Raw genomic sequence first — 19802 nt, 5'->3', positions numbered from 1 at the left:
CGATACTTTGGATGACCTCCCCTTTTATTCTCCCCCTCAATTCTGTGGCTTGTTACGCACTGCGAACGAACGTGGCTCCGACCAGCGGCAATTCCCCTAATCTGCTCGCCGTCCTGGCCAGATCGGGCACCGCGGGGACATCGGCGGTGAGCTCGGGGGCCGGTACGGCGGCGTGGATCGTGCACGGCAGGTCGGCGTCGTAGAGGACGTCGATCAGGTTGACCAGGCGCATCGCCCAGTCCGGCGGCACCGTACGCAGCGGGGGCACGGCGCACAGGGTCCAGCGGCGGAAACGGCTCGTCAGGCGCAGATAGTCGGCGGCGCTGGTGGGGGTGCCGCAGAGCTGGGCGAAGTCGAAGGTGACCGCGTCGCCGTCGACGTCGCGGGCGCGGACGGTGCGGCCGGCGCCCAGGTCGAGGTCGACTCGGGTGTCGGCCGGTTCGCCCTGGTCGAGGACGTAGCGACCGGCCACGAAACCGGTGTCGCGATGCGTGCCGACGGTGCGGTAGTCGAGCGGGCCGTCCAGGGTCACCACGTCGAGGTGGGCCAGGATGCGGTCGATGGTCGGCACGAAGCGGTCGTGGAACAGCGGGTTGGGCAGCAGGTCCCGGGGCGGGTAGTTCGAGGTGACGACCAGGGTGCGGTGCTCGGCGAACAGGGTGTCGAGCAGGCGGGCGATGAGCATGGCGTCACCGATGTCGTTGACGTGGAACTCGTCGAAACACACCAGGTCGGCGTCGCCGAGCAGCTCGGCCACGGCCCGTTCGATCGAGCCGAGCGCGTGGGCGGCCGCGTGCAGCTGGGCGAAGAAGGTGTGGAAGTGGAAGCGGCGCTTGTGCTTCGGCGCCGCCGTGGCGAAGAACCGGTCCATCACCATGGTCTTGCCGCGTCCCGGCCTGCCGTGCAGGTAGACGCCGCGGTGCCGCCTGCGCGGGCGGCCGTGCCGGTCGAGCAGTGCGGCGAGCGCGTCGGCCGCGGCGAGCTGGGTGGGATCGAGAACCAGCGGTGCGGATGTCATGGAAACCTCCTCGTCCTCTACAGTTGTAGAGGCTTCGGGGTTCGGCGACCAGAGAAGGTGACGATGTCCACAGACCGGCGCACGCGGATCGTGACGGGCGCGATCGATCTCATCGCGACCAGCGGTATCCGCGCGCTCACCCACCGCGCGCTCGACACCGGACTCGCGCTCCCGCAGGGTTCGACCTCGTACTACTTCCGCACCAGGCAGGCGTTGATCGCGGCGGTCGCCGAGGGCATCACCGCCCGCTCCCGGGCCGATTTCGCGGCCGCCCAGGCCACCGGGGCGGCACCGGACGCCGAATCGGCGGCCACCGGGATCGCGCACTGGCTCGATCAGCTGCTGGCGCACCGCCGCAACGAGCTGATCGCCCGGCACGCCCTGCTCATCGAGGTGCTGTCCGATCCGGAGCTGCACGACCGCCTGGTCGGCGGGTTCTTCTCGCACGCGCGGGCGACCGAGTTGTGCGCCGCGCTGGGCGCAGGCGACCCGGACACCGCGGCGGCGGACTTCCTGGCCCTGCTGGAGGGCCTGGTCTTCGACCGCTTCGCCGGCGCGCGCACCGGACTGGCGGCGGGCACGCCGGACAGCGTCGCTCAGCTCGCGCGGCCGCTGCGGCGGTTCCTCACCGCGCTGGACTGAGCGGGCCGGTCAGGCATCCGGCCAACCGAATTCGGAATACGGGTCACCCGAATTCAGCGCGGCTATTCCGAGCGCGGAATACCGGATGAGATCGCCGGGTATTTCGCCGAGCGGGAACCATTGCACCGCATAGCATTTGTCGGGCTCCCGATTGAAAGGCTTGCCCTGCCAGCGCTCGACGCGAAAGAACAGGCCGACCCGATCGTCGCGGCCGGGCGCGACGACATGGGCGACGTGGATCAACCGCAGGTCGCCCGGATCTATCCCGACCCCGATCTCCTCCCCCGCCTCCCGCACCGCCGCCGCCGTCGCCGACTCGCCGACCTCCACCTTCCCCGACGGCAGATGCCACCGGCGATCGAATTCGTCCCCGCTGCGGCGCAGGCTCAGCAGCAGCGCGCCGTCGCGGATCAGCAGCAGATGGACGTCGACCAGGTGGCGTGGAGTCACCCGGTCGAGCCTACGAAACCGCTCAGTCCAGATCGCGCTGGTAGTACAGGGCCAGCGGCCCCGACGTCGCGCCCTCGTGGCAGGCGAAGCCGTGCTTCTCGTAGACCCGGCGCGCGGCGGTGTCGTCCTCGGAGGTCGACAGGCCGATGAAGTTCGCCCCACGCGCGCGGGCGCGGGCCAGTACAGCGGTCAGCAGGGCCGAACCGAGGCCACGGCCGCGCACGCCGGGGACCACGTAGAACTCGTCGAGATCCACCTCGACGGTCGCCGCCCACGTGCTGACCCGCGCCCGCAGCACCGCGACGCCCACCGCGGGCGCGCCGATGAGCAGGACATCGGTGTCGCCCGCGGCGATCAGGTCGGCCAGATGCGGGGCCAGCAGCTCGGGTTCGGGCGCGGGCTCGTCGAACTCCTGGTTGAAATCGACCAGGAGCTGCGCGGCGGCCGCCAGGTCGTCGGGGGTTCCGGCGAGCCGGACGGCCGTCGCGGTGTCGGGCTGGGTAGTCATCTCCACCTCGTTCTCGATGCTGTTCCACCGGTTCGGTTCCGCGACGCGGGCCGACGTTACAGCGAGGAGGTGGAAGGCGACCGGCTACGAGGTGAGGACCAGGCCCGAGGTGGGGACGCCGGTGCCCGCGGTGACCAGGATGCGGTTCAGGTCGTCGACCTGGTTGACCGAGGTGCCGCGGATCTGGCGGACCGCCTCGGCGATGCCGTTCATGCCGTGGATGTAGGCCTCGCCCAGCTGGCCGCCGTGGGTGTTGAGCGGCAGCCTGCCGCCGAGTTCGATGGCGCCGTCGGCGATGAAGTCCTTGGCCTCGCCACGACCACAGAAACCCAGTTCCTCGAGCTGCATCAGCACGAACGGGGTGAAGTGGTCGTAGAGGATGGCGGCCTGCATGTCGGCGGCGCTCAGGCCGCTCTGCGCCCACAGCTGATCGCCCACCAGGCCCATTTCCGGCAGGCCGGTCATGGCGTCACGGTAGTAGCTGGTCATCACGTACTGGTCGGCACCGCTGCCCTGGGCGGCGGCCGCGATGATCGCGGGGCGCTGCGGCAGGTCACGGGCGCGCTCGGCGCTGGTGACCACGATGGCCACGCCGCCGTCGGACTCCTGGCAGCAGTCCAGCAGGTGCAGTGGTTCGGCGATCCAGCGCGAATCCTGGTGCTGTTCCAGGGTGATCGGCTTGCCGTAGAAGAAGGCGTTCGGGTTCACCGCGGCATGCTTGCGGTCGGCCACCGCGACGGCACCGAAGTCGGCACTGGTGGCCCCGGTGACGTGCATGTACCGGCGCGCGACCATCGCCACCTGCGCGGCCGGGGTGCCGAGCCCCTGCGGATAGGCCCAGCCCGCGTCGATGCCCGACGAGGTGGGCGCGGCCGCCAGCGCGGGCGAGAACTGCCCGAACCGGGCGCCGGACCGCTCGTTGAACGCGCGGTAGGCCACCACCACGTCGGCGACCCCGGTGGCCACCGCCATGGCGGCCTGCTGCACGGTCGCGCAGGCCGCGCCGCCGCCGTAGCCGATGTGGCTGAAGAACTTCAGGCTCGGGATACCGACAGCCCTGGCCACGGCGGCCTGGGTGTTGGTGTCCATGGTGAAGGTGGTCAGGCCGTCGACGTCGGCGGGCGTGAGACCCGCGTCGGCCAGCGCCGCGCTGACCGCCTCGGCGGCCAGGCGCAGTTCGCTGCGGCCGGAGTCCTTCGAGAAATCGGTGGCGCCGATGCCGACGATCGCGGCGCGCCCGGACAGGCCGGTCATGCGTTCTCCAGGGAGGGAAGTTCGATCACCGCGGTGGCGGTGATGTGCTCGCCGAGGCTGTCGCGACCGCGCACATCGATGGTGACGCGCGCGCCGGACACCTCGGTGACGGTGCCCGAGAGCGTCAGCGTGTCACCGGAATACAGCGGCACGCCGAGGCGCAGGGCGATGGACTTCACCAGCGCGGTCGGCCCCGCCCAGTCGGTGACGAAGCGCTGCACCAGGCCGGTGTCGGTGAGGATGTTGACGAAGATGTCGCTGGACCCGCGCTCGACCGCCTTGTCCCGGTCGTGGTGCACGTCCTGGAAGTCCCGGGTGGCGATGGCCGTGCTGATCACGAAGGTGGGATCGGCGTGGATCACCAGCTCCGGCAGCGTGGTGCCCGCCGCGACGGCGGTGGGTGCGGACGTTGCGGTCATAGCGCGGCCTCCCAATAGGGCAGAACGGTTCCGTCGGCGAGCTTTTCGAAGGCGACCCGCACCGGCACGCCGATGGCGACCTCGGCCGGCTCGATGCCGCGCAGCTCACCGAGCATGCGCACCCCTTCGTCGAGTTCCACGAGGGCGACGACGAACGGCAGGTCCCGGCCCGGCACCTTCGGCGCGTGGTGCACGACGAAGCTGAACACCGTGCCGGTGCCCGCCGCGACCACGTAGTCGGTGGTCTCGGCCTTGTCCTGCCACAGGGCGGGGACCGGTGGGTGACGCAGCGAGCCGTCGGGCAGCCGCTGGATCCGCAGCTCACCGGCTTCGGTACCGGCCCAGAAGAATTCGGTGTCCTTGGAGATCACCGGGCCGACGCGGCCCTCCGGCGCGAGCGCGATGTCGCCGGTCGCGGGCGCGGCCTCGTCCTTCGCCGCGGGCGCGAATTTCAGGATGCGGAACAGCATCTCGGTGACCACCTCGTCACCGACCGACCAGGTGGTGGTGAAGGTGAGGAACCAGCCGTCCCCGAGTCCGGTGCGCTTGGGGCCCTTGAACTCCGAGAGCCTGCTGCGGACGGTCACCTCCTCGCCCGGCTGCAGGTAGCGGTGGTAGGTCTGCTCGCAGTTGGTGCCGACGACGGAGGTGAAGCCCGCCTCGTCGAGCAGCTGCGTGGCCAGGCCGAGCGGGTCGTCGGTGGCGCGCACGCCGTGCAGCCCGTTCATCGTCCACACCTGCGCCATGGCGGGCGGGGCGACGATGCCGGGGTGACCGGCGGCCTTGGCGGCCTCGGCGTCGACGTAGATCGGGTTGGTGTCGCCGATCGCCTCGACCCAGTTGTTGATCATCGGCTGGTTCACCGGGTCACGACCGGCCCGCGGTGCGGACTGGCCGGCCGCGGCCAGCTCGGACAGTGCTTCCTGCACGCCCTGCTCCTTGCTCATCGGGGGACGCGCGGCAGTTCCAGGCCGGCCGAGGCCACCAGTTCGCGCATGATCTCGTTGACGCCGCCACCGAAGGTGACGACCAGGTTCTGCTTGGTGCGCCGGTCCAGCCAGCCGAGCAGTTCGGCGGTGCCGGGCTCGGCCGGGTCGCCGTAGCGGCCCACGATCTCCTCGACGAGCCTGCCCGCTTCCTGCAGCGACTCGGTGGAGAAGATCTTGGTGGCCGAGGCGTCGGCGATGACGGTGTTCTGCGCGGCGGCCGGATCGGCGGCGGCGACCTGCCAGTTCAGCAGCTCGTTGAGCCGCACCATGGTGCGCACCCGGCCCAGCGCGCGGCGGACCTCGGGCTCACCCAGCAGCTGGTGCTGGGCCGACCAGTCGTGCAGCCGGTCGTAGAGCTGTTCGATCTTGCCGGACGGACCGAGGCTGACCCGCTCGTGGTTGAGCTGGGTGGTGATCAGCCGCCAGCCGCGGTTCTCCTCGCCGACCAGCATCTGGGCGGGCACCCGCACGTCGTCGAAATAGGTGGCGTTGGTGTGGTGGGCGCCGTCGCAGGTGATGATCGGGGTCCAGGAGTAGCCCGGATCCTTGGTGTCGACGATCAGGATGGTGATGCCGCGGTGCCGCGACTCCACCGAACCGGTGCGGCAGGCCAGCCAGACGTAGTCGGCCTCGTGCGCGCCGGTGGTGAAGATCTTCTGGCCGTTGACGATCCAGTCGCCGTCGCCGTCGCGCACCGCGGTGGTGCGCAGCGCGGCCAGGTCGGTGCCCGCCTCGGGTTCGGAGTAGCCGATCGCGAAGTGGATGTCGCCGGACAGGATGCCGGGCAGGAACTTCCGCTTCTGTTCCTCGGTGCCGTATTTCTGCAGCGTCGGGCCGACGGTCAGCAGGGTCACCAGCGGCAGCGGCACATCGGCGCGCACCGCCTCGTTGAAGAAGATCTGCTGTTCCATCGGGCCGAAGCCCTGGCCGCCGAATTCCTTCGGCCAGCCGACGCCGAGCCAGCCGTCGCGGCCCATTCGGCGCACCACCTCGCGGTAGGCGTCGCCGTGCCGGTTGATCGCCATCTCGGCGTGTTCGGCCGGGGTGACGAGATCGGCGAAATAGGAACGCAATTCCTCGCGCAACCGCCGCTGTTCGGCGGTCAGATCGATGAACATCTTGCTCCCAGAAGGTCGAGGCGCAGGCCCTCGCCACCGAGCAGGCGGGCGAGATCCTTGGCCTGTGAGTAGTACCGGTGCATCGGGTGGGTGATGTCGACACCCAGTCCACCGTGCAGGTGATGACATGTCTGCATGGCACGCGGAACTTCGGTGGCCGCCCAGTAGGCGAGCACGTCGAGATCCTCGTCGATGCGGCTCTGGTGCGCGGCCGACGAATCGTCCTGGGCCAGTGCCCAGCACGCCGATTCGGCGGCCACGTGCAGGGTGCGCGAGACCACGTACAGGTCGGCGACCTGCTGGGCCACCGCCTGGAACTCGGCCAGCGGCCTGCCGAACTGGTGCCGGGTCCGCACGTGCTCGGCGGTCAGCGTGAGCGCGCCCTTGAGCAGGCCGTCGGCGACGGCGCCGATGGTGGCCAGCGCGTAGCGGTGCAGCCGGGGCAGCACGTCGGCGGGCAGCAGCTGCGCGGCGGGGATCTCGACCTCGTCGAGGACCACCGTCGACTCCGGGATGCCTGCCGAACCGGCGACCGGGAGTAGTTGCAGCCCCGGCGCGACCGATTCCACCAGCGCGACACCGGCGTCGGTGGGCACCAGGATCCAGCGCGCCTGTTCGGCGTAGATCACGCCGACCTTGCGACCGGTGATCCGCACGGTGTCACCGTCGCGGACCGCCTTGGTGGTCGGCGCGGTGGTGAACGGGGCGCCCGGTTCGCTGAGCGCGGCCGTGAGCACGGTGCCCTTGCCGACCTCGGCGACCACGCGGCCGGCGAGTTCGTCCGACAGCGCGGGCAGCAGCGGCAGCACGCCGAACCCGAAGGTCGGCAGCGCGGGCACCGCCACCGCGTCGGTGGCCAGCTCCATGAGCAGGGCCGACACCTCCGGCAGGCCCATGCCGTCGCCGCCGAACTGCTCGGGCACGGCGACCGCGAGCAGGCCGGAGTCGATCAGGCTCGGCCACAAATCCATATCTCTGGCCTGCTCACGTTCGAGCAGGCTCACGACCACCTCGGCTACAGCGTCGGCGCTTTCGTCGCGGGTGAAGTCCACGGCGTCCTCCCTCATCGAGCTAACTGTCCGCATCGCGCGGCATGCCGAGAATCCGCTCGGCGGCCACGGTCAACAGGATCTGCTCGGTACCGCCCGCGATGGAGAGACAGCGTGTGAGCAAGAATTCTTTCAGGGCTTCGTCTTCCAGGGAACCTTCCTGACCGGAAAGTTCCAGGGTGTACTCGGCCAGGTCCTGCCGGTGCCGGACACCGACGAGTTTGCGGACGCTCGCCTGGGCGCCCGCGTCGACTCCGGCCATCGTCGCCACGGCGATCCGCTGTTCCAGCAACGAGCCAGCAATCGACGAGGTGATGAGGTCACCGAAGCGGTCCTCGCGCAGTTCTGTTCCCCATCCACCGGGCGGGAAACGGTCGAGCAGCGCCTCCAGCGCGCCGCCGATACCGCCGCCGCCCATGGCGACCCGCTCGGCCGAGAGCGTGGTGCGCGCGATCTTCCAGCCGTTGTTCACCGCGCCGACCAGGCAGTCGTCCGGGACGAACACCTCGTCGAGGAAGACCTCGCTGAAGCGGGCCTCGCCGGTGATGGTCACCAGCGGGCGCACCTGTACGCCGGCCGCGCGCATGTCGACCAGGAAGTAGCTGATCCCGCGGTGCTTGGCCGCGGCCGGATCGGTGCGCGCCAGGCAGATGCCCCAGTTCGCCTCCGAGCCCAGCGAGGTCCACACCTTCTGGCCGCGCAGCACCCAGCCGCCGTCGACCTTCTCGGCGGTGGTGCGCAGCGCCGCCAGGTCCGAGCCGGCGCCCGGCTCGCTGAACAGCTGACACCAGATCACCTCGCCGTGCAGCGTCGGCCAGACGTAGCGCTCGATCTGCGCCTCGGTGCCGAACCGCAGCAGGGTGGGCACGGCCCAGCCCGCGACGGCCAGGTCGGGGGTGGTGAGGTCGGCGCGGCGCAGCTGTTCGGCGATCTGCAGGCAGGTCATCGGATCGGCTTCGCGCCCATACGGTTTCGGCCAGTGCGGCATCACGAAGCCGCCCTCGACCAGTGCGCGCTGCCGCTGCGCCGGGTCCAGCGCGGCGATGGCGGCGACCTCGGCGCTCAGCGCGGAATCACCCGCCGCGTCGCCCAGCACGCGCTCGGCGCCGGTGGTGCGGCGCTGCCCGGCCCTGGTCAGCTCGGTGACCCTGGCCCGCCAGCGCGCGGAACCACCGAGCAGCTGCCGCAGCGAGCTCGCCCGGCGCAGGTAGAAGTGCGCGTCGTGTTCCCAGGTGAAGCCGATGCCGCCGAGCACCTGGACGGCGTCCTTGGCGGTGTCGACCGCGGCGTCGAGCGCGGCGGCGGCGGCGACCGCGGCCGCGATGGGCAGCTCGGCGCCGCCCTCGTCGATCGCGGCGGCCGCGTCGGCGGCGACGGCGCGGATCAGCTCGGTGCGGCACAGCATCCAGGCGCAGATGTGCTTGACCGCCTGGAAACTGCCGATCGGCTTGCCGAATTGCTCACGAACCTTGGCGTATTCGACCGCGGTGCGCAGGCACCAGCCCGCGATGCCCGCCAGTTCGGCCACCGCGAGGGCGACGAACAGGTCGGTGACATCGGCGGCGGGATCGAAGCCACGCGCGGCCGCGACCGGCACCTCGGTGGCGGTGACGCGGGCCAGCGGCACGGTGTGGTCGGCGGCGGCCAGCGGCTCGATGGCGACCGCGTCGGCCGGGATGAGCAGCCAGCGGGTGCCGTCGACGGTGTTGGCGGGCACCAGCACCTGGGTGTCGGTGTCGGCGCCGTAGACGTGGTCCCAGGTGCCCGTGACGATCCAGCCGTCGTCGGTGCCCGCGGCCTTGGCGGTGAGCTCCTCGGTGGGCACAGCGATGCCGCAGGGTGTGCCTTCGGTCACAGCGCCCTGCGTGATCAGGCCGGCCAGCGCGGTAGCCAGCACCGGCCCGCCGACCAGATCGTCGGCGGTCTGTTCCAGCAGCACGGCCAGGTCGGCGACGCTGCCGCCCAGGCCACCGTGCTCTTCGTCGAGCGCGACCTCGAACAGGCCGAACTCGGTCAGCGCGGGCCAGTACTGGCGCCAGCTACCGGCGCCGCCGGCCCGCATTGTTGCAATCGGCGCGACCGAACTCGCCCAGCCCCGCAGCGACTCCGCGGCGGCTTTATGCTCGTCAGTGGTGGCGATGGTCACAAGAAAAACCGCCCTTCCGGCGTGGCTCCCACTCCTAGAACATGTTCTAATATCCGGGCCGGGTGTAAGTCAAGAGACCTACACTGGCTGACGTTTCAGGCGCACTCAGCGAAAGGTTTCCCCGATGGACAGCCCGGCCCCCACGCCCACCGTGACCACACTGTCCGAGGACGAGCTGAGTTCCAACGCGCAGCGGGAGCGCCGCAAGCGCATCCTCGACGCGACCCTGGCCCTGGCGTCCAAGGGCGGCTACGACGCCGTCCAGATGCGCGCGGTGGCCGAGCGCGCCGACGTGGCCGTCGGCACCCTGTATCGCTACTTCCCGTCCAAGGTGCACCTGCTCGTCTCGGCCCTGGCCAGGGAGTTCGAGCAGTTCGAGGGCAAGCGCCGCCCCCTACCCGGCGACGGTCCGTCCGAGCGCATGCACGGCCTGCTCACCCAGATCACCCGGATGATGCAGCGCGACCCGCTGCTCACCGAGGCGATGACCCGCGCGTTCATGTTCGCCGACGCCTCGGCGGCGGCCGAGGTGGATCGGGTCGGCAAGGTCATGGACCGGGTCTTCGCCCGCGCGATGAGCGACGGCGAGCCCGACGAGCGCCAGCTCGCCATCGCCAGGGTCATCTCCGATGTGTGGCTGTCGAACCTGGTCGCCTGGCTGACCCGGCGGGCGTCGGCGACCGACGTCACAGAACGACTCGAGCTCACCGTCGACCTGTTGCTGGGCGATCGCGGATAGACCACAAATCCCCCACAGCTGTTGACACGCGTCGGCCGTGCGCCTTCCAGTGGAAGGATGCATGGCCGACGTCGCATATGCGAAAGGATGCATCTACCGGGGCGACAGACCGTCCCGAAGCATCCGCGCGCCCGATGACCCCGGCCGCGGCGATCGATAGCGATCGGCAATGGCCCGGGATTTGCGAGAAACCGACCGCACAACCCGCCGCGCCGTCTGCGCGCCAGAATTGACGCAGTATTGTTTTTCGCGCCCCCTGATCAACTCCTCCGATCACTAGGTTGGATGCGTGAGCGCACAGGATCTGCCCTTGGAAGTCCGCCGTGCACTGGCGTCGGTTGCGCGCGTGCCACGGCTCTTGGTTGCCTCGGACTATGACGGGACGATTGCCCCGATCGTGTCCGACCCCGCGAAGGCCTTTCCCCAACGGGAATCGGTCAGCGCCTTACGCGCGCTCGCGGGGTTGGCGAACACGACCGCCGCGGTGATTTCCGGTCGGGCCCTACGTGATCTGGCGGCGCTGTCGCGCCTGCCGGTCGAGGTCCAGCTGATCGGCAGCCACGGCTCGGAGTTCGATGTGGGCTTCGTGCACGCGATCGACAACGACGCCAAGCAACTGCTCGCCGAGATCCAGACCGCCTTCGCGCGGATCGCGGCCGAGAACCCCGGTGTGACCGTCGAGACCAAACCGGCCAGCGCGGCACTGCACGTGCGCAACGCCAGCCCCGAGATCGGCAGGCGCGCACTGAATTCGGTGCGCCAGGGCCCGGCCTGCTGGGTCGGCGTCCAGGTGACCGAAGGCAAGGCCGTCATCGAACTCGCGGTGATCCCGACCGACAAGGGCACCGCGCTCGACACCATCCGGCACCAGGAGAGCGCCTCCGCGGCGGTCTTCTTCGGCGACGACGTCACCGACGAGAAGGCTTTCCGGGTGCTGTCCGGTCCCGATGTGGGGATCAAGGTCGGCGACGGTGAGAGCCTGGCCAAGCTGCGCGTGGAGTCCACCGAGGACGTGGCGCGGGCGCTGGCGTTCCTGGTGGAGGAGCGCCGCACCTGGCTGGCGGGCGCGAGCGCGCCGCGGATCGAGCGGCTGAGCATGCTGTCGAGCCCGCGCTCGGTGGCGCTGCTCACCCCGGACGCCACCGTCACCTGGTTCTGCCACCCCGAACCCGATTCGGCCGCGGTGTTCGCGCACCTGCTCGGCGGCGCGGGCGCCGGCCACTTCACCGTGGCGCCCGAGCGCGCGGGCCTGCCGCTGTCGCAGCGGTATGTGGACGGCACCATGACCGTCCAAACCCGCTGGGCCAGTTTGCAGGTCACCGATTACCTGCCGCACGACGTGGCGCCCGACCGCACCGACCTGACCCGGGTGATCACCGGTGACGCGAAGGCCGTCGTGACCTTCGCGCCCCGGCCGGAATTCGGCCAGGTGCCGGTGCGAATCGAGGCCGTGCCCAACGGACTTCGGGTCAGCGGCACCAACGATCCGATGGTGCTGCGCTCCCCTGGTGTCGAATGGGAGATCCTCTCCGACGGCACCTACGAGCAGGCGCGCGCGGTGGTCGACCCGTCCGGCGCGCCGGTGGTGCTCGAATTGCGCTGCGGTACGGCCGATCTGGCGCCGTCGATGACGCCGGAACACCAGCGCCGTCAGCTGGCCGAGCAGTACTGGTCGCAGTGGGCGGCCGGGCTGCAGCTGCCGCCGCTCAAGCCCGACCTGATGAAGCGCTCCGCGCTGACCCTGCGCGGGCTGGTGCACCGCCCCTCCGGTTCGATCCTGGCCGCGGCGACGACCTCGCTGCCCGAGGACATCGGCGGCGTGCGCAACTGGGACTACCGCTACTGCTGGCTGCGCGACGCCTCGCTGACCGCGCAGGCGCTGGTGACCCTCGGTTCGCTGACCGAGGCCGAGGAGTTCCTCGGCTGGGTGCACCGGGTGCTGGACACGATCCCCGGCCCCGAGCGGCTGCACCCGCTGTACACGATCTACGGCGAGACCCTGCCGCCCGAGGCCGTCATCGACCTGCTGCCCGGTTACGCGGGCTCACGGCCGGTGCGCGTGGGCAACGCGGCCAACATGCAGGTGCAGCTCGACGTGTTCGGGCCGATCGTGGACCTGATCACCACGATGGCGCACGAGCGGGAACGTCAGGGCATCACCGCGGCGGCCAAGGCGCTGCCCGACGCCGACTGGGAACTGGTGCACGCCATGGTCTCGGCGGTGCAGCGGCGCTGGACCGAGCCCGACCACGGCATCTGGGAGATCCGCGGCAACCCGCGCCACCACGTGTACTCCAAGGTGATGGGCTGGCTGACCATCGACCGCGCGCTCACCCTGGCCGCGCGGTTCGACCGGCCCGCCGATCCCGAGTGGGCCACGCTGCGCGACACCATCGCCGAGGAGGTGAAGGCGAAGGGCTGGAACGAGGAGGTGCAGTCCTACACCGCCGCCTACGACGGCACCGACCTCGACGCCGCCACCCTGCACATCGGGCTCAGCGGCCTGATCGACCCGGCCGACCCGCGTTTCGAGGCCACGGTCGTCGCCACCGAGGCCGAATTGCGCAGCGGCGCGACGGTGTATCGCTACCACCACGACGACGGCCTGCCCGGCGGCGAAGGTGGCTTCCACCTCTGCGCGGCCTGGCTGGTCGAGGCCTACCTGCTGATCGGCAGGCGCTCGGACGCCGAAGCCCTGTTCGCCCAGCTCGTCGCCGCAGCCGGCCCCACCGGCCTGCTCAGCGAGGAGTACGACCCGGTCGCCGAACGCTCCCTGGGCAACCACCCCCAGGCCTACAGCCACCTCGGCCTCCTGCGCTGCGCCCAGCTCCTCAGCCAACCGGCGGATGTCCTGGTGTAGGTGCCGTGCGTCGAAGCCGGGCTCGGTCCCCGAGCCCGGCTTCGAGGTTGCCTCAGTCGGCGCGGAGCCGTAGCGGTGGCCGCAAATTCAAAATCGACAGTTGTAGACCGAGATCTTGATGAGAATCAGGGATTTCGTTGCTACGCCATTGAACTGTTCCTGCGTGAGGTTCCACTTCGGGTCACTCGGCTCCGTTGTCGAGGGAGTCAGAAGAGCGACCGACGCACCACACTCATCATCGACATCCGGTCGGGAACCCCGCGCTACCACAACACTCCGGTCGGCCACACCGGGGACGTCCACTCGAGGCTGCGAAGCCGTGAGCGACATCGTTGGTATGGATACCGCGGCGAGGACATCCGGCCTCGGTGCAGGTCCAACGAAATAGGCTGCTGCACCGGACGTATAAGCGTCGGGTACTTCCACTATGGCTGTGCGCGTGAAACCAGCGACAGTCGCCGCGTCCACCAGTTGCACAGCCTCGGTAGGCCCATCGTTGGACATTTCCACCCGGACGATGGCCACAGCGGCTATCGCGCACGCCGCAATGCCGGAACCCAAAATCGCAATCTTGCGCCCGCGAGCACCCACTGTGTACCGGCTGGTCACCGATGCGCTGAAAATGTCATACAGGGCTCCCGAGCCGGTGGGTGTAGGTCTCGGACCATCCGGTTGCGAAGGCGCTCGCTGCGGCACCTGCCCAGCTCCCGCCGGCACAGGATTCGACTTCACCGCTGGCAACGTCGAGTACCTGGCCCAAGGTGTCAGCGAGATCGTAGACGTAGTTGCCGACGTCACGGACACTGGCGGGGACCACCGACATGGCCCCGTTCTCTCCCCCTGGGGTGCTCATAGTCCCTGATGCTATCGCGGGTGGATCTGTCTGGGCGACCTCGCATTTCAGCGCGAGTGAGCCCGAATTACACAGTGGCACAATGCTCTACCGCTACAACCATGACAGCGGCCTGCCCGGCGAGAGGGAGTTCCCTGGGCGCTGTCTGATTGACGGAGGCATACCGGCTCATCGGCGGGGCTACCTGTCTCGAGAAGTCTGGCTCGGATTTCGAGCCCGGCTTTTCGGTGTTCTGGCCGCGGGCACATCCGGGCAGGCGCAGTCGGGTACCGCTCTCAGCCCGCCGGTTTGTCGATGCGGCGGACCGGCTGGCCGGTCAGGGTCGCGATGGCCTCGTAGTCGAGGTCGGCGTGGAGGACGGTCAGTTTGTGGTGGGTCGCGGTGACGGCGACGAGCAGATCCACCGGGCCGGCACTTTGGTGTCGGCTGGCGTCCGCGAGGCGCTCTTGTAATGCGGCCGACTCGGTCCAACAGGAGTCCGGCACCGTGAAGTAGGGGAAGATCTCGTGGAGCAGGCCCGCGGCCTCGTAATAGGCCGGGCGTCCGCCGACGGCACGCAGGTACTCCTGGCGGACGGGTTCGCAGACCCCGACCAGACCGGAACTGACGGCTTGATCCCATTCCGCCCCTGTCTGGCCACGAAAGAACCGGACCAGGGCGCTGGTGTCCGCCAGATAGCGCTCGGTCACGCCGCGGAGCCGCGGCGACGGCCTTCGCCATCGAAGTCGATCTCACCGGCCGCGACCATGTCGCGCATCCGGGCGATCGCGGCTGCTCGCCGCCGACGGTCGACGATCTCGCGCAGAGCCGCGTTCACGGTCTCCCGCTTCGTCGTGGTGCCCAGGTAGCGAGCCGCCTCCGCCAGAGCCTCGTCGTCCAGATCGATCACGGTACGAGCCATCGAAACCTCTCCGGTTGATATCAAATTCTTGCCCCAGTATATCAATCGGGCGAGTTCCCGGCCGAGATAGTTGATCAGCGGACGAACTGCTAATCTAAAACGGTAACGATTTCCATTATGATCCAGGGCACAGTGGGGGGTGCCTGATCGAGTCTGGCCAGGAGTACCGCGTGAACAGTCGATTCGCCCGCATGTGTGCCGGACTCACGGTGGGAGTGGCGGCGGCTGTCGTGCTCACCGCGTGTGGTGGTTCCGATGACGCGGACGGGGTGTCCGTCGTGGCCTCCACCAATGTGTGGGGTTCCATCGCCACCGCGGTCGCCGGGCCGGATGTGCGGGTGACCTCGATCATCAGTGATCCCGCCGCCGATCCGCACTCGTTCGAGACCTCGGCCACCGATACCGCCGCGATCAGCGACGCCGATCTGGTCGTGTTCAACGGCGGGCACTACGACGAGTTCATCGAGAAGGCCATCGACGGCAAGGACAAGCGGACCGTCGAGGCGTTCGAGCAGCGCGCCGACAAGAGCGACGAGAACGAGCACGTCTGGTACGACGTGACCACCGTCGCCGCGGTCGCCGACCGGATCGCCGCCCAGCTCGGCGAGATCGACAGCGCCAACGCCGCCGCCTACACCGAGCGCGCCACCGCCTTCAAGAACCAGCTGATCGGCGTCAGCACCATCACCGGCACCATCGCCACCCAGCACCCGAACACACCGGTCGCCCAGTCCGAGCCGCTCGCGCACTACCTGCTGGTGGCCGCGACCGCGCAGGACAAGACCCCGCACGAGTTCCAGGAAGCGATCGAGCAGGAGACCGACCCGGCGCCCGCCGCCGTCGCCGCCACCCGCGACCTGCTCACCGGCAAGCAGGTCAAGGCGCTGATCTACAACACCCAGACCCAGGACAAGATCACCCAGGACCTGCGCGCCACCGCGCAGGGCGCGGGCATCGCGGTCGTCGAGGTGACCGAGACCCTGCCCGCCGGTGTCGATTACGTCCAGTGGCAGACCGCGAACGCCAAGGCGCTCGCCGCGGCGCTGCGCTGAGGCCGGCCATGTCGACGACCGAGGGAACGGCACTGCCCACCGCGCTGTCGCGGGCGGGCACCGGCGACGCCGCCATCCGGCTGCGCGGCGCCACGCTGTCCTTCGGCGACCGCACCCTGTGGCGCGGCCTCGATCTCGACGTGGCACCGGGCGAGTTCATCGCGGTCCTCGGACCCAACGGCTCCGGCAAGACCTCGCTGCTGCGGGTGCTGCTCGGCACGCTCGCGCTGAGCGGGGGCACCGCGCAGGTGGCGGGCAAGCAGGCGGGCGTCGGCAATCCCGGCATCGGCTATGTCCCGCAGCAGAAGACCATCGACGCCGGTGTGCAGCTGCGCGGCAAGGATCTCGTGGGGCTCGGCGTCGACGGGCACCGCTGGGGCCTGGGCTGGCGCCGCCGCACCGAGCGGACGGCGCGGGTCGAGGCGGCCGTCGCCGCGGTCGGCGCGCAGCACTTCGCGGACAAGCCGCTGGAACTGCTGTCCGGTGGCGAGCAGCAGCGGCTGCGGGTCGCGCAGGCGCTGGTCGGCGATCCGGCGGTGCTGCTGTGCGACGAACCGCTGCTCAGCCTCGACCTGGCCAATCAGCGGCTGGTCGCCGAACTCGTCGACCGGCGCCGCCGCGAACACGACACCGCGGTGCTGTTCGTGACCCACGAGATCAATCCGATCCTGCCGCTGGTCGACCGGGTGCTGTACCTGGTCGACGGCGCCTTCCGGATCGGCACGCCCGAGGAGGTGATGACCTCGGCGACGCTCTCGGAGCTGTACGGCACCGATGTCGAGGTGCTGCGGGTGCGCGATCGGCTCGTGGTGGTCGGCACCGGCGACGACATGGACGCGCTGGGCGGTACCGCCTGATGGACAAGCTGAACAAGGTGCTGCACCAGATGTTCGATCTGGGCACCACCGCCGATCTGCTCACCTACGACTTCGTGCAGCAGGCACTGCTGGCGAGCGCGCTGCTCGGCCTGCTCGCCGGGCTGATCGGGCCGCTGATCGTGAGCAGGCAGATGTCGTTCGCGGTGCACGGCACCAGCGAGCTGTCGCTGACCGGCGCGTCGGCGGCGCTGCTGGCCGGTGTCGGCGTCGGGATCGGCGCGATCGCCGGGTCGGTGGTCGCGGCGGTGCTGTTCGGCTGGCTCGGTTCCCGTGCGCGCGAACGCGATTCGGTGATCGCGGTGGTGCTCTCGTTCGGGCTCGGCCTGTCGGTGCTGTTCCTGTGGCTGGCGCCGGACCGGGCCGGGTCGAAGTTCTCGCTGCTCACCGGGCAGGTCGCCAGCGTCGGCTACGACGGCCTGGCGCTGCTGCTCACCTGCACCGCGGCCGTGCTCGCGGTGCTGGCCGTGGTCTACCGGCCGCTGCTGTTCGCCAGCTCCGACCCCGAGGTGGCGGTGGCGCGCGGGGTGCCGGTGCGGGCGCTGTCGGTGATCTTCGCCGTGCTGCTCGGCATCACCGCCGCCTTCGGCGTGCAGATCGTGGGCGCGCTGCTGGTGCTCGCGCTGCTGATCACCCCGGCCGCGGCCGCCGCGCAGGTCACCGCGAGCCCGCTGCGGGCCACGGTGCTGTCGGTGATCTTCGCCGAGGTCGCCGCGGTGGGCGGGCTGTTGCTGTCGCTGGCGCCGGGCGTGCCGGTGTCGACGTTCGTCACCGCGATCTCGTTCGCGATCTACCTGGTGTGCCGGTTCGTCGGCCATCGCAATCGCAGGCTGGCACCGGCTCGCTGATTTCTGGTGCCACTTGGGGCCGAAATCGTCCCCAACCGCCGCGCGGGCGAGCAGACTACACAGCATGATCGACTTCGCTGTTCCGGATGATCTGGCCGCCCTGCGGGATCGGGTTCGCGCGTTCGTCACCGAGCAGATCGTGCCGTTCGAGCGCGATCCGCGGCTCACCGCGCACGGCCCCACCGACGAGCTACGCGCCGAACTGGTCGAGCTGGCCAGGGCCGAGAAGCTGCTCACCGTGCAGGCGCCGGTGGAGTACGGCGGGCTCGGGCTCTCGCATGTCGAACAGGCGCTGGTCTACGAGGCCGCGGGCTGGTCGACGCTGGGCCCGGTCGCGATGAACTGCGCTGCGCCCGACGAGGGCAACATGTTCCTGCTCGGCAAGATCGCCGACCCGGACCAGGTGGACCGGTACCTGATGCCGGTGATCCGCGGCGAGCAGCGCTCGGTGTTCGCGATGACCGAACCCGACGGCGCGGGCTCCGACCCCGGTCAGCTGAGCACCGAGGCGGTGTTCGACGGCGAGAACTTCGTGCTGAACGGGCGCAAATGGCTGATCACCGGCGCCGACGGGGCCAAGACCTGGATCATCATGGCGCGCCTTGCCGAGAACCCGCACCTGCCCGCGGGCCCGACCCTGTTCCTCACCGACGGCGACGCCGAGGGCATCGTCATCGAGCGGATCATGAACACGATGGACCGCAACTACGTGGGCGGCCACGCGGTGGTGCGGTTCGAGAACCTCACCCTGCCGCCCTCGGCCGTGCTGGGACGCACCGGCCAGGCACTGCGCTACGCCCAGCTGCGGCTGGCCCCGGCCCGGCTCACGCACTGCATGCGCTGGCTGGGCGCGGCCGAGCGGGCCCAGAGCATCGCCGTCGACTACGCGCGCACCCGTACCGCGTTCGGCAAGCCGATCGGTGAGCACGAGGGCGTGTCGTTCATGCTCGCCGACAACGAGGTGGCGCTGCACCAGTGCAGGCTGACCATCTGGCACAGCTGCTGGCTGATGGACCAGGGACAGCAGGCCAGGCACGAATCGTCGATGGCCAAGTCGTACGTGTCCGAGGAACTGTTCAAGGTCACCGACCGCTGCGTGCAGGTGCTCGGCGGGATCGGGATCAGCGACGAGACCGTCGTGGAGATGCTGTTCCGCGACATGCGCGCGTTCCGGCTCTACGACGGACCCACCGAAGTGCACAAGTACGCCATCGGCAGGCACCTGCTGCGCGAGTGACGCAACGGCGGGTCGGCGCCGCTAGTACCATTCGATCCCATGAGTTCGGAACTGCTCGTCGATGTCTCTGCCGGAGTCGCCGTGCTCACGCTCAACCGCCCCGCGCAGCAGAACGCCGTCACCCCGACGATGGCGGCCGAGCTCAGCGCCGCGCTGCGCCGTTGCGACAGCGAGGACGCGATCCGGGCCGTGGTGATCACCGGTACCGCGCCCGCGTTCTGCGCGGGCGCCGACCTGTCCGCCCGCGCGAACGGCGAGGTGAGCCTGGATCCGCCGCCGTGGCAGGTCCGCAAGCCGGTGATCGCCGCCGTCAACGGCCACGCGGTGGGGATCGGGCTGGCGCTGGCCCTGCAGTGCGATCTGCGCTATTTCGCCCGCGACGCCGTCTACGGGCTCAGCCAGGTACGGCGTGGCGTGCTGGCCGACGGTTACGCGCACTGGACGGTGCCGCGCCTGGCCGGGCTGGCCAACGCCGCCGACATCATGCTGACCGGCCGCACCTTCGACGGTGACGAGGCCAAGTCGATGGGCCTGGCCAACGCCAGCCTGCCCGCGGGCGAGGTGCTGCCCACCGCGATGGCGGTCGCGCACGACATCGCCAACGGACCGGCGCCGCTGCCCGTCGCACTGACCAAGCGGCTGATCTGGGAGGGCCTCGGTATGACGCCCGCCGTGGTCGGGCAGCTCGAATCCGAGCTCAACGCGCATGTGGCCAAGAGCGTCGACGGCGGCGAGGCGATGGCCGCGTTCAAGGAGCGCAGGCAGCCCAAGTGGACGGGCAGCATCAGCGCGGAATGGCCCGCCTGGGACGCCCACGCGGAGCGCCCCAGCCTGGACTGACGCC

Annotated in this window: 20 protein-coding genes; 8 read left to right on the top strand and 12 right to left on the bottom strand. The window is 70.0% G+C overall.

What is annotated here, in order from left to right:
- Positions 1–52: 52 nt before the first annotated feature.
- Complete coding sequence (gene zapE, locus EL493_RS06030) at positions 53–1018, bottom strand: cell division protein ZapE (RefSeq protein WP_019044709.1); 966 nt, start codon at positions 1016–1018, stop codon at positions 53–55.
- 63 nt (positions 1019–1081) lie between these two features.
- On the opposite strand from zapE, the gene EL493_RS06025 reads away from it, so the two are divergent.
- Positions 1082–1660 carry a TetR/AcrR family transcriptional regulator gene (locus EL493_RS06025; protein WP_019044708.1) on the top strand — a complete coding sequence of 193 codons (579 nt, stop codon included), beginning with the start codon at positions 1082–1084 and terminating at the stop codon, positions 1658–1660.
- Between the two features lie 9 nt (positions 1661–1669).
- On the opposite strand, the gene EL493_RS06020 is transcribed toward EL493_RS06025, so the two are convergent.
- The 8 genes from EL493_RS06020 to EL493_RS05985 form a co-directional block, all read right to left on the bottom strand.
- On the bottom strand, positions 1670–2110 hold the full coding sequence (locus tag EL493_RS06020; protein ID WP_019044707.1) for an NUDIX hydrolase: 441 nt from the start codon (positions 2108–2110) through the stop codon (positions 1670–1672).
- Positions 2111–2132: 22 nt separating this feature from the next.
- The gene (locus EL493_RS06015; protein ID WP_022566433.1) at positions 2133–2618 is read right to left on the bottom strand and encodes a GNAT family N-acetyltransferase; all 486 of its coding nucleotides are present in this window, start codon (positions 2616–2618) and stop codon (positions 2133–2135) included.
- 84 nt (positions 2619–2702) lie between these two features.
- Positions 2703–3872, bottom strand: a complete 1170-nt coding sequence (locus EL493_RS06010; protein WP_019044705.1) for a lipid-transfer protein — start codon at positions 3870–3872, stop codon at positions 2703–2705.
- The gene (locus EL493_RS06005; protein WP_019044704.1) at positions 3869–4291 is read right to left on the bottom strand and encodes a MaoC family dehydratase; all 423 of its coding nucleotides are present in this window, start codon (positions 4289–4291) and stop codon (positions 3869–3871) included. The genes EL493_RS06010 and EL493_RS06005 overlap by 4 nt, the downstream gene beginning before the upstream one ends.
- On the bottom strand, positions 4288–5238 hold the full coding sequence (locus EL493_RS06000; RefSeq protein WP_019044703.1) for a bifunctional MaoC family dehydratase N-terminal/OB-fold nucleic acid binding domain-containing protein: 951 nt from the start codon (positions 5236–5238) through the stop codon (positions 4288–4290). Before EL493_RS06000 ends, EL493_RS06005 begins: the two co-directional genes overlap by 4 nt.
- The gene (locus tag EL493_RS05995; RefSeq protein ID WP_019044702.1) at positions 5235–6398 is read right to left on the bottom strand and encodes an acyl-CoA dehydrogenase family protein; all 1164 of its coding nucleotides are present in this window, start codon (positions 6396–6398) and stop codon (positions 5235–5237) included. Before EL493_RS05995 ends, EL493_RS06000 begins: the two co-directional genes overlap by 4 nt.
- The gene (locus EL493_RS05990) at positions 6383–7450 is read right to left on the bottom strand and encodes an acyl-CoA dehydrogenase family protein (RefSeq protein ID WP_019044701.1); all 1068 of its coding nucleotides are present in this window, start codon (positions 7448–7450) and stop codon (positions 6383–6385) included. The genes EL493_RS05995 and EL493_RS05990 overlap by 16 nt, the downstream gene beginning before the upstream one ends.
- Before the next feature lie 19 nt (positions 7451–7469).
- Positions 7470–9593 (bottom strand): acyl-CoA dehydrogenase, encoded by a 2124-nt coding sequence (locus tag EL493_RS05985; RefSeq protein ID WP_022566435.1) that lies wholly within the window; start codon positions 9591–9593, stop codon positions 7470–7472.
- 124 nt (positions 9594–9717) lie between these two features.
- Here EL493_RS05985 and kstR point away from each other — a divergent pair, with 124 nt between their 5' ends.
- Together kstR and otsB are read left to right on the top strand one after the other, a co-directional pair.
- Positions 9718–10332 (top strand): cholesterol catabolism transcriptional regulator KstR, encoded by a 615-nt coding sequence (kstR, locus tag EL493_RS05980; protein ID WP_019044699.1) that lies wholly within the window; start codon positions 9718–9720, stop codon positions 10330–10332.
- A gap of 289 nt (positions 10333–10621) precedes the next feature.
- Positions 10622–13192 (top strand): trehalose-phosphatase, encoded by a 2571-nt coding sequence (gene otsB / locus EL493_RS05975; RefSeq protein WP_030204188.1) that lies wholly within the window; start codon positions 10622–10624, stop codon positions 13190–13192.
- Positions 13193–13279: 87 nt separating this feature from the next.
- Here otsB and EL493_RS05970 read toward each other — a convergent pair whose 3' ends face one another.
- From EL493_RS05970 to EL493_RS05960, 3 genes are all read right to left on the bottom strand, one after another.
- Positions 13280–13801: a hypothetical protein gene (locus EL493_RS05970; RefSeq protein ID WP_022566437.1), complete on the bottom strand. Its 522-nt coding sequence runs from the start codon at positions 13799–13801 to the stop codon at positions 13280–13282.
- A 519-nt stretch (positions 13802–14320) separates the two neighbouring features.
- Positions 14321–14734, bottom strand: coding sequence for a PIN domain nuclease (locus EL493_RS05965; protein ID WP_019044697.1), 414 nt, complete (start codon positions 14732–14734; stop codon positions 14321–14323).
- On the bottom strand, positions 14731–14934 hold the full coding sequence (locus EL493_RS05960; protein ID WP_019044696.1) for a type II toxin-antitoxin system VapB family antitoxin: 204 nt from the start codon (positions 14932–14934) through the stop codon (positions 14731–14733). Before EL493_RS05960 ends, EL493_RS05965 begins: the two co-directional genes overlap by 4 nt.
- A gap of 203 nt (positions 14935–15137) precedes the next feature.
- Between EL493_RS05960 and EL493_RS05955 the strand changes: the two genes are divergently transcribed.
- The 5 genes from EL493_RS05955 (at position 15138) to EL493_RS05935 (ending at position 19798) form a co-directional block, all read left to right on the top strand.
- Positions 15138–15998, top strand: a complete 861-nt coding sequence (locus EL493_RS05955; RefSeq protein ID WP_030204185.1) for a metal ABC transporter solute-binding protein, Zn/Mn family — start codon at positions 15138–15140, stop codon at positions 15996–15998.
- 8 nt (positions 15999–16006) lie between these two features.
- Positions 16007–16855 (top strand): metal ABC transporter ATP-binding protein, encoded by an 849-nt coding sequence (locus EL493_RS05950; protein ID WP_019044694.1) that lies wholly within the window; start codon positions 16007–16009, stop codon positions 16853–16855.
- Complete coding sequence (locus tag EL493_RS05945; RefSeq protein WP_019044693.1) at positions 16855–17721, top strand: metal ABC transporter permease; 867 nt, start codon at positions 16855–16857, stop codon at positions 17719–17721. Before EL493_RS05950 ends, EL493_RS05945 begins: the two co-directional genes overlap by 1 nt.
- Positions 17722–17785: 64 nt before the next feature.
- On the top strand, positions 17786–18958 hold the full coding sequence (locus EL493_RS05940; protein ID WP_019044692.1) for an acyl-CoA dehydrogenase family protein: 1173 nt from the start codon (positions 17786–17788) through the stop codon (positions 18956–18958).
- Between the two features lie 39 nt (positions 18959–18997).
- The gene (locus tag EL493_RS05935; RefSeq protein ID WP_019044691.1) at positions 18998–19798 is read left to right on the top strand and encodes an enoyl-CoA hydratase/isomerase family protein; all 801 of its coding nucleotides are present in this window, start codon (positions 18998–19000) and stop codon (positions 19796–19798) included.
- Positions 19799–19802: the final 4 nt, after the last annotated feature.

Origin of the sequence: Nocardia asteroides (assembly GCF_900637185.1) — a bacterium.
Taxonomy (GTDB): Bacteria; Actinomycetota; Actinomycetes; order Mycobacteriales; family Mycobacteriaceae; genus Nocardia; species Nocardia asteroides.
Note: the sequence above shows the minus strand (reverse complement) of the source record. Positions and strands in the feature narration are given on the sequence as shown.